Annotated in this window: 12 protein-coding genes and 1 pseudogene; all 13 read left to right on the top strand. The window is 33.9% G+C overall.

The annotated features are described in order from the left end of the window. Positions 1-121: 121 nt before the first annotated feature. Positions 122-370: a (2Fe-2S)-binding protein gene (locus CLHOM_RS01330; RefSeq protein ID WP_052219880.1), complete on the top strand. Its 249-nt coding sequence runs from the start codon at positions 122-124 to the stop codon at positions 368-370. A 105-nt stretch (positions 371-475) separates the two neighbouring features. Next, positions 476-799 carry a hypothetical protein gene (locus tag CLHOM_RS01325; protein WP_052219879.1) on the top strand — a complete coding sequence of 108 codons (324 nt, stop codon included), beginning with the start codon at positions 476-478 and terminating at the stop codon, positions 797-799. A 209-nt stretch (positions 800-1008) separates the two neighbouring features. Beyond that, positions 1009-3645 (top strand): phage tail tape measure protein, encoded by a 2637-nt coding sequence (locus CLHOM_RS01320; protein ID WP_052219878.1) that lies wholly within the window; start codon positions 1009-1011, stop codon positions 3643-3645. Further along, positions 3645-4349, top strand: a complete 705-nt coding sequence (locus CLHOM_RS01315; protein ID WP_052219877.1) for a distal tail protein Dit — start codon at positions 3645-3647, stop codon at positions 4347-4349. Before CLHOM_RS01320 ends, CLHOM_RS01315 begins: the two co-directional genes overlap by 1 nt. Beyond that, positions 4349-6253 (top strand): phage tail spike protein, encoded by a 1905-nt coding sequence (locus CLHOM_RS01310; RefSeq protein WP_052219876.1) that lies wholly within the window; start codon positions 4349-4351, stop codon positions 6251-6253. The genes CLHOM_RS01315 and CLHOM_RS01310 overlap by 1 nt, the downstream gene beginning before the upstream one ends. A 12-nt stretch (positions 6254-6265) precedes the next feature. Further along, positions 6266-7423 (top strand): hypothetical protein, encoded by a 1158-nt coding sequence (locus CLHOM_RS01305; RefSeq protein ID WP_052219875.1) that lies wholly within the window; start codon positions 6266-6268, stop codon positions 7421-7423. An 11-nt stretch (positions 7424-7434) separates the two neighbouring features. Next, a complete protein-coding gene (locus tag CLHOM_RS01300) occupies positions 7435-9117 on the top strand; it encodes a hypothetical protein (protein WP_052219874.1) in 1683 nt (560 codons plus the stop codon). Between the two features lie 16 nt (positions 9118-9133). Further along, on the top strand, positions 9134-9544 hold the full coding sequence (locus CLHOM_RS01295; RefSeq protein ID WP_052219873.1) for a phage holin family protein: 411 nt from the start codon (positions 9134-9136) through the stop codon (positions 9542-9544). Then, positions 9537-10220 carry an N-acetylmuramoyl-L-alanine amidase gene (locus CLHOM_RS01290; RefSeq protein ID WP_052219872.1) on the top strand — a complete coding sequence of 228 codons (684 nt, stop codon included), beginning with the start codon at positions 9537-9539 and terminating at the stop codon, positions 10218-10220. The genes CLHOM_RS01295 and CLHOM_RS01290 overlap by 8 nt, the downstream gene beginning before the upstream one ends. A gap of 161 nt (positions 10221-10381) precedes the next feature. Next, positions 10382-10609, top strand: coding sequence for an SHOCT domain-containing protein (locus tag CLHOM_RS01285; protein WP_052219871.1), 228 nt, complete (start codon positions 10382-10384; stop codon positions 10607-10609). A gap of 52 nt (positions 10610-10661) precedes the next feature. After that, positions 10662-12221: a recombinase family protein gene (locus CLHOM_RS01280; protein ID WP_052219870.1), complete on the top strand. Its 1560-nt coding sequence runs from the start codon at positions 10662-10664 to the stop codon at positions 12219-12221. Positions 12222-12225: 4 nt separating this feature from the next. After that, on the top strand, positions 12226-12657 hold the full coding sequence (locus CLHOM_RS01275) for a recombinase family protein (protein WP_052219869.1): 432 nt from the start codon (positions 12226-12228) through the stop codon (positions 12655-12657). Then, positions 12644-12994, top strand: a pseudogene (locus CLHOM_RS01270) (recombinase family protein); the annotation flags it as partial. The gene CLHOM_RS01275 and the pseudogene CLHOM_RS01270, both read left to right, overlap by 14 nt. Positions 12995-13112: the final 118 nt, after the last annotated feature.

Here is a 13112-nt window from a genome sequence, read left to right as displayed (position 1 = left end):
GGCAAAGAACTATTTGGTATAATAAAGCATATAGTTAGCATACAGTTAGTACACAGTGATAGTAAATTGTAAAATAATTCTTATTTATTTAATCTTTAATTTATGTTGGAGGTAAAAGGATATGAGTAGTAAAAAATGTTCTTGTTGTTGTGATGAAAGTAAAAAAGTGATAATTGGGGAGTATGTGTGTTATTGCAATCATGTTACAGAGCAAGATATTATAAATGCTATAAATAATGGTGCAACAACAGTTGAAAAAGTAATAGAAGTAACAGGTGCGATGAAAAATAGTAACTGTGCTGTTAATAATCCTAAAGGTACATGTTGTTACTCAGATATTGTTTATGTATTTAATAAACATAATAAATAAAATGAGCTTTATTCGAATTTAATTTGCTTTTTTATATTACAACCTAACAGGGAAATAAACATCCCTGTTTTTTTGTACCTAAAATTCAGAATGGAGTTGATAAATTTGAAAGCATCAGAACTAAAAAATAAAGGAATAAAGTTCAAGCTAAGTGATAAAGAATATGAACTTAAATTTGATATGAACACTTTCTGTGAGTTAGAAGAGGTCTATGGTGATATTAATAGAGCCTTTGAAGATTTACAGAATAGAAAGATTAAAGCAATTAGAGCACTGATCTACTCAGCAATTAAAGCTGAAGATGAAAGTGTTACTCTTAAAGAAGTAGGAAAAATGCTTACTTTAAATGATATGGAGAGATTAGGTACAGCTATTAATGAGGCATTGGTAATAGCAATGCCAGAAGTAACTGAAAACATGGGGGAATAGAAAGCCATTCTGATTCTACATCGTGGGATTGGGAATGGCTCTTTTATTTAGGGACTAACCTTTTAAAGATGACAGAGGAGCAGTTTTGGCACAGTACACCTAAGAAGTTACAAGCACTTTTTAATGTTTACAAAAGAGTAAATGGAATAGAGGAAGAACAGGAGCTTGATTATATAGATAACATTATTTTTTAGCAGGGAGGTGAGATGATGGCAAGAGATGCAAATACCGTAGTTGCAAGAGTTGGTCTTGATGACAGAGGTTTTCAGGAAGGTGTAGCAAAAATACAAAGAGGACTTAAACTTGTTCAAAGTGAATTTGCAGCAGCTTCTTCTAAGCTTGGTGATTTTGGTAAATCTGAAGAAGGTCTAAGGCTTAAAGCAGATACTTTAAATAAACAGATAGAGCTTCAAAAGGATAAAGTTGCAGCATTAGAAAAAGCATATCAAAAGAGTGTAGAAACAAAGGGTGAAGATGCAAAGGCTACTGAAAATCTTAAAATTAAACTCAATTATGCTACAGCAGAGCTTAATAAAATGGAGAATGAGCTGAAAGCAACAACAAGAGAACTTAAGGAAAAAAGCTCAGCTTGGTATAAGCTGTCTCAAAGCATGAATAGTGCAGGTGAAAAGATGAAATCTGTGGGAGACAAGATGTCTTCTGTAGGAAGTAAGCTTTCTACTGCTGTAACACTTCCTCTACTTGGAATAGGAACTGCTGCAACAAAAATGGCTATGGATGCAGTTGAATCAGAAAACCTCTTTGAAGTAGCAATGGGGTCTATGGCTGGTGATGCAAGGAAGTGGTCAGAGGAAACCTCTAAAGCTTTAGGATTAAATGCCTACAATGTTAGAAAAAATGTAGCTACATATAATGCTATGCTAACATCAATGGGGTTAACTTCACAGGAATCCTTAAAGATGTCAGAAGGATTAACGCAGCTTTCCTATGATATGGCTTCCTTTTATAATTTAAAACCAGAAGAGGCATTTGAAAAATTAAAGTCTGGTATAAGTGGAGAAGCAGAGCCACTTAAGGCCTTAGGTATTTTAGTTAATGATAATACAATTAAAACCTATGCTTATTCTCATGGAATTGCAAAACAAGGTGAAGCTTTAACAGAACAGCAGAAGGTAATGGCAAGATATGGGGTTATTATGGAATCTACGAAAAATGCTCAAGGCGACCTTGCAAGAACCATGGATTCTCCTACAAATAAACTTAGAGTAATGAAAGAACAGGCAGAGCAATTAGGTATTCAGTTTGGACAGCTTTTGATTCCTATACTTGAAAAACTAATAGGAATAGTAAAACCTTTAATGGATAAATTTCAAGGCTTATCTAAAGAGCAGCAGGAGATGATTGTGAAAATAGGTTTAGTTGTTGCAGCAGTTGGACCTATTATAGGAATAATAGGTAAAGTAATCAGCATAGCAGGAACACTTTCTACTTTAATTGGAAGTATATCAGGGGCAATGGCAGCAGCAGGAGGTGCTTCAGTAGCACTTGGTGCTGTATTTACAGCATTAACTGGTCCAGTTGGAATTGCAATAGCTGCAATAGCTGGACTTATTGCCGTTGGAGTTCTTTTATATAAAAACTGGGATACTATAAAAGTTTCGATAAGCGGCATATGGGAATGGCTTAAAACTAGCATTAGTAATTCTGTAACTGCAATAAAAACAGCAATAGTTTCTACTTGGGAATCAATAAAAGCTGTGGTTCTTCCAATAGTTGAGGGTATAGCAAATGTTATTAAAACTATCTGGGAGGGTGTAAAGACGGGATTTGCTTTCTTATGGGAAGTAATAAAAGCTATGTTTATCAGTGCTTGGACTATTATTTCATCCATTGTTCAAACCTATATAAATATAGTTACTGCTGTTATAAGTGTTGCTTGGCAACTTATCCAAGTCGCAACAACCACTGTGTGGAATGCTGTGTCTGGAGTGATAAGTACTGTTTGGAATGGTATAGTCAGTTTTCTAAATCCAATTATTCAAGCAATAGGAAATACAATTACTACTGCATGGAATAACATAAAAACTGTTACAGCAACGGTGTTTAATGCAGTTTCATCAATAATAAATACGGTTTGGAACTCAATAGTGAATTTTATTACCCCAATAATAAATACCATAGTGTCCACCTTAACCACAGCTTGGAATATCATAAAATCAGTAACAACTACTGTATGGAATGCTATACAATCAGCATTAAATGCAGTTTGGAATGGAATAAAAAATACCACCACATCTGTTTGGAACTCTATATCAAGTTTCTTTTCAAGTATGTGGAGCGGAGTATCAAGCCTTTTTACAAATGCTGTTAATGGCATTAAAAATACTGTATCTAATGTATGGAGCAGTATTTTGTCAATTACAACTAGTATATGGAATAATATTAAATCTGCAATAATGACTCCAATCAATGCTGCAGTGAATTTTGTTAAGGAGCAGATAGATAAAATTAAAGGTTTCTTTGACAGATTGGATATTAAATTTCCACATATAAAACTGCCACACTTCAGTATTAAAGGTGAATTCAGCTTAAAGCCTCCAAGTGTACCACACTTAGGAGTTGATTGGTATGCAAAGGGAGGTATATTTAATAGACCTAGTATAATTGGTGTCGGAGAATCAGGAACTGAAGCTGTTCTTCCAATTGACAGGCTTGATGAACTTATGGCTAGGGCAATTGAAAAAGTAAAAGGAAGTAATGGTGGTGGAGGATTAGCACTTCACATAGAAAACTTCATTAATAATTCAGATAAGGACATAGAACAGCTTGCTTATGAACTAGAGTTTTACAGGCAGAGAGTAGCAATGGGAAGGGGTGGTGCTTAATGCTTAGTTTCAATTTTGGTGGAAAAAATAGTTATAGTGATTATGGCATTATTATTTCTAAAAGACCATCTCTGCCATCACCAAAAAGAAGAGTATCTTATATCGATATTCCAGGAAGAGATTCAAATTTGAGATATGATGAAGGTACTTTTGAAGATATAACAATTGCAATAGAATGCAGTATTAAAGGCAATAACATAGCTGAAAAGCTAGATAACATAAAGGCATGGCTATTTGGGGTAGGAGAAAGTGATTTAATATTTAGTTTTCAAGATGATAAAAAATATAAAGCACAAGTAGTTAATGCTATAGATTTTAAACAAGTATTCAAATACACATCTGTTTTCCCAATAATATTTAATTGCAGACCCTTTAAATATGCTGTGCAGAATAACATATTTACTATTACTGAAAATGGAGTTTCAATAATAAATCCAGGTACTCTTAAAAGTGAACCAATAATATCAGTCTATGGTTCTGGGAAGATAAGCCTTAAAGTTAACGAAACTACTGTGAACTTAAATGATATAACAGGAAAAATTATATTAGATTCAGTTTTGCAAGATGCCTATAATGATGGAGGAGATAACTTAAACAACAAGGTAAATGGTGATTTCATAACTTTAAAAACAGGCTCGAATAAATTTGAGTGGACTGGAAGTGTTACTAAAATAGAATTAGTTCCAAATTGGCGGTGGTTGTGATGATTTATGTATATGATAAAAAGACAAGCAGAGGAAACTTTGATAATAATGGCCTTGCAGTTTTGGATGAATGTATAACAGCAGAAGTAACCCATGAACTAAATGGAGATTACAGCCTTGAACTTGAATATCCAGTTGTATCAAGAAAGGTGCAGTATTTAGAAGAATTTAATATTATTAAAGCAGATGGACAACTTTTTAGGATATACAAGGTAGAGAGAATACAAGAGAAAATAAGTAAAGTTAAGGTATGGGCAAGACATATTTTTTATGATCTTGCTTTTTATTTTATAGAATCAGCAAAGGTGCTTAATGCAAATATGAAAGAAGCTCTTGAAGCAAGCATACCTCCGGAACTTCAAGGGTTATTTTTATTTAAGGCATTGGAAGAAAATATAGCACCTTTTGCTGTTAAAGAGGTTAATGCAGTAGATGCTATTTTTAGACTTATTGAAATTTATGGTGGAGAACTTTTTAGGGATAACTTCAATATAGAGATAAAAGAGTCTATTGGTGAAAATAACGGGATCTTAATAAAATACGGCAAAAACATAAAAGGAATGAAGGTTATTGAGGATACCAGTGAGCTTGCTACAAGGATATATGCAGTAGGAGCAAATAATCTATTGCTGCCAGAAAGATATATAGAAGTAGAGGGAGAAAGAGCAAAATTACTTCCCTATCCCATAACCAAAAGGGTCGAGTTTAAGGAGTGCAAGGATGTAGAAAGCCTTAGAGCAAGGGCTGAAGAATATGCTGAAAAGGCTGCAAGTCCAAAGGTATTTATAACAATAGATTTTATGGAGCTAAGTAAGACAGAAGAGTATAAAAATTATAGTTATCTTACTAAAGTAAGTGTTGGTGATTTTGTAAAGGTAAGAAATGAAAAGATAGCTGTAACAACAGACCTTAGGATTATAAAGAAGAAGACAGATTTAATTAATCCTATAAATACAAAAATAGAGCTTGGTGATCCTTTAAACACAATTATCGAAAAGCTTGATACCAGTAAGCTTTTAGAGGAAATAAACAGTGCAATAAGCGGTACTTTAAGCAGTGTAATAATTAAGAAAAACAGTGATACCATAACAATCAGTACTAGCAGCTATCCTGCTATGATAGTTGGAATAACTGCAAAGGCAGATACAAATTTAAATTGTAATATTACTATGACTGGGAAGGCAAGTGTAGACTGCACATTAACAATTCTGTTTTCCTTAGATGGAAAATACTATGATTTTAAACCAATTCAAAAATTAGCATCAGGAGATAATGTTATAGGATTGCCGCTTCCAATGCCGCAGGTAACAGCAGGAGACCATACTTTTATGGTAGAGATGAAAGTTTCAAATGGAATATTTACCATTGAAAAGAATAACCTGCAGGTAAGTATTGAGGGAAGAGATTTAGAGGGGGGACTAAGTGCAAGTATACCAAGAGCAGAAATTGTTTATACCTTTCTTTATAATTTGTTCAATATCAAGATTGGAACATACAGTTTTAATACAGGACACAGTTTTAAGTATTATTTAGACAACAATGTGAGTGGAGTAGATAGCTATAGTCTTGAGAATTTCAATACAAGATTTAATATTGCTACTATATCTCATGGAAACCCAAAGTTAACCTTAAATGTAATGGGAATTATAGAAGAATTTAATAACAGTAAATCAAGCAGCTATGCTTTTGACGCCGATTGGGTTGAGTTTAGTTCTGATTACGATAAAAACAAAGATGGAACTTATGACTTTTATAATAGGGCTACTATAAAAGAACCTGTTTTAAAAAGAGAAGGCGGATATATTGAGGACTTAGGAAATGGCGTAATTTATGCTGCAAATGTGCCGGATACAACACTTTATAAGGATTTGATTGCAATAAATGCATATCTTAAGCAAAGTTAGGAGGAGATGATAATGCCGGTTATAAATCAAATGTCACTTCCAAAGGGAAATGCAGGTATGACACTTTATGGTACAAGAAATGATGATAGTACAGTAACTCTTCCTGATATAGGCTTTAACTTTAATTACAATGGTTTAGCCATAAGACAGCTTTACACAAGCGGTAATACCTGGGTAGGCTTTGGTTCGGCAACAGAACATCTTTGTATTAACAGAAGAGATGCCAGCTATAATAATCTTTATTATGTCAGTGAAGTAGAATACAGCACGAAGCTTTTCAGGGTAAGGTTTGAAGGAAACAGTTCCTATAGCAGTTGGGGCAGTAATGACCTTATTTGGGAACTTTCTATTTTTGAAACTGGAGTAATAAGGATTGTTGTTGAGAAGATACCTAACAACGGCACAAATAGTTTTGTAAATCCAAATGTAGGCACGCAATCATTGACATTAGCAGCAGGGAAATCATATATTTTTACTCCAGTTGATTTATCAGGCAAAAATTACACAGTTCAGGAAGGTTCATATATTCCATGCATAACGAAATTTCTTATGGTGGATAGTAATGGAGTTAAAAATTATCAAGGCAGCACATGGACTAAAATTGGAGATTTACCTCTTACAGAAGAAATGTTTAAAACCTACGGCGTTGATACTCTGCCTGCATCTATGGCAGGACTTTCAGGCACTTCACCTGATCTTTATATTTATACTGATAATCCAGATGTTAAGGCAAATAAAAACAGCAATAGATTCGTTATTGAAAAGACAGTAACAAGTAAGCCAAAGGTAATTATTCAAAACTATGATTTTAACATACATGATGAGAAAAAGATAAATAAACTTGAAGCAATTGTTCAGTATACTAAGAAAGATTCAAATCTAAATGACGTTACAACCAATGGAAAGATAAGAATGGCTTTAAGTGTTGATTCGGGATTAAGCTGGCTTACCTATAATATTAATACATCAAGCTTTGAAAATATTGATATTACAGATTCTGTCGTATTTCTTGTAAACGGAATAAATCCTACAATACTTGCAAGCTTAGATTATGCAGCTTTAAATACAATGATTGCTCAAAAAAGGAAACTGAGGTTTGCTTATATTTTAGATAAACCAACCTTAAATGATGTGTGCAAATTAAGGAAGATAAAAATTTTATACAATTGAGGGGTGATGATATGTTTATTGAAGGACAGCCTTACGAAAGTATTGCTTACAATAAAGATTTGCTTTCAGGTGAGATTTCTGAAAATAAAAAGAGTAAGAGGCAGAGAGGCATTAAAGGAAAGGTTTTATTAGAACTTTTTAATGCAGAAACTAAGGAGAAAATAAAAGAGGCATACACAGAAAATTTAATACCAGATTTGTTTTTCAAAGATACATTCTTAGGACATTTTGTTCAAGGTATTATGGGTGCAGGAAATACAAGAAGATGTGATAATTACAGCTGGTTTGAATATTTATATTTAACTGATAATGACAAACCGGAAAATGCTAATGAGCAAAGAGTTATGGGAAATATTATAGGCTTTGCCCATAGAAATACTACTTACTCTGGAAATGACACAAGGCGAGGAACTATAAATAGAGCAGAATCAAAATTTGAAGTTACAGATTCTAAAATAAAGATGAATTTTGTATTTGATTTTCCAACCCATGCGGCAAATGGGAAAATTGAAAGTATTTACTGGGCAGAAAGCGACCCAGATAATAAAGATTACTTTTACACTGGTGCTGCCTTATATGGAAGGGAAGGTGGAGATACTGACTATGGAGTTAACAGTATAGCCTGTCCTAGAAGATACTGGGTGGCAACAGTTATGTTTCCAAATGCTAGAACTGTAAAATTTACATCGCCAACAAAAGGATGGGTGCTTTTAGACTCAAGAAGTACAGGAGTTACGCAAACAAGTTATTTACATTTTCCTGAAAGTTTGAAGAACCACTGGCTGATGATGCCTTTTGATTTGAACACTAGTGATATTGTTCTATGGGATCAAGTTGTAAAATTATTAAATTCTGATGGTAACCCACTTAATATTGATAGTAATCATGCAGTTAAAAAATATGATGGCCTTTCCTACGTCTGCCCATATATTCAGCCAGATGGAGAACTTATTTTTATTGGGTATTACCTTTACAGTATAAATAGTGAAAGCTATATGAGAATATATAAGTGGACAAAAGTAGGAGTTCAATTAAGTTTTGTTGATATAAATATGAGCCAAACTTTTAAGGATACAGCTTATAATGTACCTTTCAATTACAGAACTGTTTCAAGTGATGGGATTTATCTTGATGGTTGTATTGATATTGTTGGATATACTTCAAGAACAGACTCTCAGTATAATGAAACTGTTTATACCAATAGATGGATCAGAGTAGATGCAGCAGGTAACAAGGTTCAGGATATGAACATAAAGCCGAAAATCGGTAATTCTATTTGGTTTGGGAAAATGGGGATGGACAGTGGAAATATTGAGCGTAGATGCCTTATACACTCATTTTATAGAAGTGTTAACAGAATCTATTTATACTATAACGGCACTCAAGGAGGAACAAGTTTTTATCAAGTAATTACTCCTCAGGGTAATTTGCTTGAGCCATATAAAATGTATTTTAGTTTTCCCAGCGGATATAGTTACTATTACTATCAGAATATCTTAGGCACAGATAGATGGATTAGCAGATATATGGGTAGTTCCTATAATTGTTTGTTTATCCAAGCCCTTTTAACAAGCAGACCTATTGGGGCACATACCAAGCTTGCACAGCCTGTTGAAAAAACTGAAGCAAATACAATGAAAGTTCAGTATATGTTTGAGGTAGATTTGATTAACTATGGAGAAGATTTTTATTAGAGTGGAGGGATTTACAGTGAAAAATTCAATTAATTTTATTCAAGCAGTATTTGCTGCTATTGGAGGCTATATTGGCTGGTTTTTAGGAGGGGTTGATGGCTTTATGTATGCACTGATTACCTTTGTTGTCATTGATTATGTAACAGGCCTCATGGTAGCAGTGCTGGAAAGAAAGCTATCAAGTGAGGTTGGATTTAGGGGGATATTTAAAAAGGTTTTAATTTTTGTAATGGTAGGCATAGGGAACATAATAGATGTTCATTTGATTAAGAACGGTAGTGCAATTCGTACTGCTGTTATTTTTTTCTACATTTCTAATGAAGGTATAAGTATTATAGAAAATTCAGCTAAGGTTGGACTGCCAATACCAGAGAAACTAAAGTATGTTTTAAAACAGCTAAATAAGGAGGATGAGATTAATGGCTAGATTATGTTTTGATTATGGACATGGAGGAGAAGATCCAGGAGCAACTTATAATGGGAGAAAGGAAAGCAATGATGTTCTAAGTATAGGCAGAGCTGTAGCAGCAGAGGTAAGAAGGCATGGGATTACTGTAGATGAAACAAGAACTTCAGATATTACAGTAAGTCTTAATGATAGAAGTAATTTTGAAAATAGAAATACCTATGATTATTTCATATCTTTTCATAGAAATGCCTTTCAGCCAGAGCAAGCAAGAGGAGTAGAAACCTATACTTATTTAAATCCAGGAGCAAAATCAAAAAGTTTGGCTCAAAGGATACAAACATCACTTGTAGCCTTAGGTTTTACAGATAGAGGAGTTAAAGAGGCTAACTATCATGTGTTAAGGGAAACCAAAGCTTCAGCAGTTCTTGTTGAGATAGGTTTTATTGATAACACATGGGATAATAATTTATTTGATTCAAAGAGAAATGAAATAATAAAGGCTTTAACAAAAGCAATATTAGCACACATAGGTATTAATTATATTGAACCTTCAGAACCAAAACAATCTGCAAGTGGAGAAACTATTTATAGAGTTATGGCAGGTTCATACGCAGTAAGAGAAAATGCTGAAAATCAAGTTCAGAAGTTAAAGGCAGCAGGCTTTGATGCTATAATTATGATATTTAATAAGTAGGAATTTTATAAATAACTGATATAAATTGCCTGTTGGAGTTTAATCGCTCCTTCAGGCTTTTTTTATTTGCACTGAAAATTTTAATACTTTTAAGGGTTCGATTAACCTCCAGTTTTTGCATATAGGTACAAGGCATATTTGCAGAAACGGAGGTTTGATTCATGAAGGTAACAAAAATTATAGAGGAACATATAGAAAATTCAACTCCAACAAGGGAAGTTACAACAGAACAATTGCAAAGAGAATTTGATTATTTTAGGGCAGAGAACTTATTAAAAACTTTGCTTGAAAAAGGGCTTATTACTCCTTTTGAATTTAATAAAATAACAGAACTAAATCGTAAAACTTTCTCCCCATTTCTAGCGGAGATTATGCCCTTAAATCGTTGATATATAAAGGCTGTAGAGGTAATATGTGACGTAACGAAAGTGAGGTGAGACGATGAAAAAGATAACAAGAATAGATAAAAGTTCTGAAGGTACAGCTTTAAAAGAGAAACTTCGAGTAGCTGCTTACTGCAGAGTATCAACAGATAGCGAAGAACAACTGGTAAGCCTTGAAACGCAGAAGTTACATTATGAGGCCTATATAAAAGCAAATCCTAACTGGGAGTTTGCAGGGCTATATTATGATGAAGGTATCTCAGGTACAAAAAAGGAAAAACGTTCAGAACTTCTAAGGCTGATATCAGATTGTGAACATAAAAAGATAGATTTTATTGTTACAAAGTCTATAAGTAGGTTTGCAAGGAATACCACTGATTGTTTGGAATTGGTGCGTAAATTAGTTGATCTTGGAGTTTATATTTATTTTGAAAAAGAGAATTTAAACACCAAATCAATGGAAAGTGAATTAATGCTATCAATATTAAGTGGTTTAGCAGAAAGCGAGTCAGTATCAATTGCTGAAAATAATAAATGGTCAGTACAAAGGCGATTTCAAAATGGGACTTATAAGATATCATATCCGCCATATGGTTATGATTATGTAGATGGAGAAATGGTGGTAAATAAAGAGCAAGCCGAAGTGGTGAAATTAATTTTTTCTGAGGTACTATCTGGTAAGGGTACACAAAAGATTGCAGAGGAATTAATACAAAGAGGTAGTCCTACCAAAAGAGGTGGCAAATGGACATCTACTACTATTCGAGGCATTTTATCAAATGAAAAGTATGTAGGAGATGTTATTTTACAGAAAACCTATACTGACAGCCATTTCAACAGGCATACCAACCGAGGAGAGAAAGACCAATATTATATTAAAAACCATCATGAGGCAATTATCAGCAGAGAAGATTTTGATGCAGTAGAGTTGCTTATCAATCAACGGGGAAAAGAAAAAGGTATTGAAAAAGGCAGTGATAAGTATCAAAACCGTTACCCTTTTTCAGGAAAAATAATATGCTCTGAATGTGGCAGCACCTTTAAGCGAAGGGTTCATAGCTGTGGAAACAACAAGTACATTGCATGGTGTTGCTCCAAGCATTTATCACAGCCAGCAGAATGTACTATGCTATTTACTAGAGAAAAAGATGTAGAATTTGCATTTGTAACTATGATGAATAAGCTGATTTTTGGGAGGAAGTTTATCCTAAAACCATTACTGGATGGATTGCGTGGCATGAGTAAATCAGATAGCCTTTTAAGGATAAAAGAGTTAGAGAAATTAATAGAAAAAAATGCAGAGCAGAAAGAGATGCTTGTAAAGCTTATGGCAAAGGGATATCTTGAACCTGCTCTTTTTAATAAAGAAAATAATGAACTGCAAATGGAGGCAGATAACTATAGACAGCAACAAGAAACGCTAACCCATGCTATAAATGGAGAATTATCTAAGGTGCAGGAAGTTAGTAGATTATTGAAGTTTACAAATAAAGCTGAAATGCTAAATGCCTTTGACGGAGAGTTATTTAGTGAGTACGTTGAAAAGATTGTAGTTTTTTCAAGAACAGAGATAGGGTTTCAATTAAAGTGTGGAATTACGCTAAGAGAAAGGATGTGAAAAAATGGGGCATACACCTTACGGTTATATAATAGAAAACGGGATAGCAGTTATTGACGAAGAAAAGGCAAGTAATGTAAGAAAGCTATACCAAGGTTATTTACAAGGTTTATCTTTATCGGCAGCAGCAAAGGAGGCAGGAATTGAAACTTACCATGGAACTGCAGGAAAAATGTTAAGAAATAAGCGTTATTTAGGAGATGACTATTATCCATCAATTATTGATAAAGAAACCTTTGAAAAGGCAGAAGAGGAAAGATTAAGAAGGGCAAAAAGACTTGGCAGGATTTTTGAACCAAAAGAAATAGGAAAGATAAATATTCCTACAGAATTTATAGTGGGAGAAGTTACACAAAAATATATAAACCCATTTAAACAAGCAGAGTATGCTTATAGTTTAATAGAAAGAGAGGGTGCTATGAATGGCAGTCAGTAGAAATGTTATGGTTATTCCCGCAAGAAAACGTGTTGGAAATAACATAGTAGATGAAAAGCCAAAACTTCGTGTTGCTGCTTATTGCAGAGTTTCTACCGATAGTGATGAGCAGGCAAGCAGCTATGAAGTGCAGATAGAGCATTATACAGAATTTATTAAAAAGAATCCAGAGTGGGCATTTGCAGGTATTTTTGCAGATGATGGAATCAGTGGTACTAATACTAAAAAGCGTGATGAGTTTAATAGAATGATTGAGGAATGCATGGCAGGAAATATTGATATGGTTATAACTAAGTCAATCAGCCGCTTTGCTAGGAATACTTTGGATTGTGTGCGTCCGTAAGGACATAAAAATATCGCCCCACAGGGGTTATAGACTGGAGAGTTGTCTATATGGTTACTTGACTGACCTTTGAGGGAAACCAAATATAAGGGAACACAGCACGTCAAGAAAG

This window comes from Clostridium homopropionicum DSM 5847, from assembly GCF_001263795.1.
GTDB classification, from domain to species: domain Bacteria; phylum Bacillota; class Clostridia; order Clostridiales; family Clostridiaceae; genus Clostridium_H; species Clostridium_H homopropionicum.
This window is presented reverse-complemented; position numbering and strand designations above follow the sequence as displayed.

Bases quoted from the DNA above. Each gene is read 5' to 3' on its own strand.
- CLHOM_RS01275 (WP_052219869.1), top strand. From the start codon at position 12,226: ATGGGGCATACACCTTACGGTTATATAATAGAAAACGGGATAGCAGTT.
- CLHOM_RS01280 (WP_052219870.1), top strand. From the start codon at position 10,662: ATGAAAAAGATAACAAGAATAGATAAAAGTTCTGAAGGTACAGCTTTA.
- CLHOM_RS01305 (WP_052219875.1), top strand. From the start codon at position 6,266: ATGCCGGTTATAAATCAAATGTCACTTCCAAAGGGAAATGCAGGTATG.
- CLHOM_RS01320 (WP_052219878.1), top strand. From the start codon at position 1,009: ATGGCAAGAGATGCAAATACCGTAGTTGCAAGAGTTGGTCTTGATGAC.
- CLHOM_RS01330 (WP_052219880.1), top strand. From the start codon at position 122: ATGAGTAGTAAAAAATGTTCTTGTTGTTGTGATGAAAGTAAAAAAGTG.
- CLHOM_RS01310 (WP_052219876.1), top strand. From the start codon at position 4,349: ATGATTTATGTATATGATAAAAAGACAAGCAGAGGAAACTTTGATAAT.
- CLHOM_RS01300 (WP_052219874.1), top strand. From the start codon at position 7,435: ATGTTTATTGAAGGACAGCCTTACGAAAGTATTGCTTACAATAAAGAT.
- CLHOM_RS01315 (WP_052219877.1), top strand. From the start codon at position 3,645: ATGCTTAGTTTCAATTTTGGTGGAAAAAATAGTTATAGTGATTATGGC.
- CLHOM_RS01290 (WP_052219872.1), top strand. From the start codon at position 9,537: ATGGCTAGATTATGTTTTGATTATGGACATGGAGGAGAAGATCCAGGA.
- CLHOM_RS01285 (WP_052219871.1), top strand. From the start codon at position 10,382: ATGAAGGTAACAAAAATTATAGAGGAACATATAGAAAATTCAACTCCA.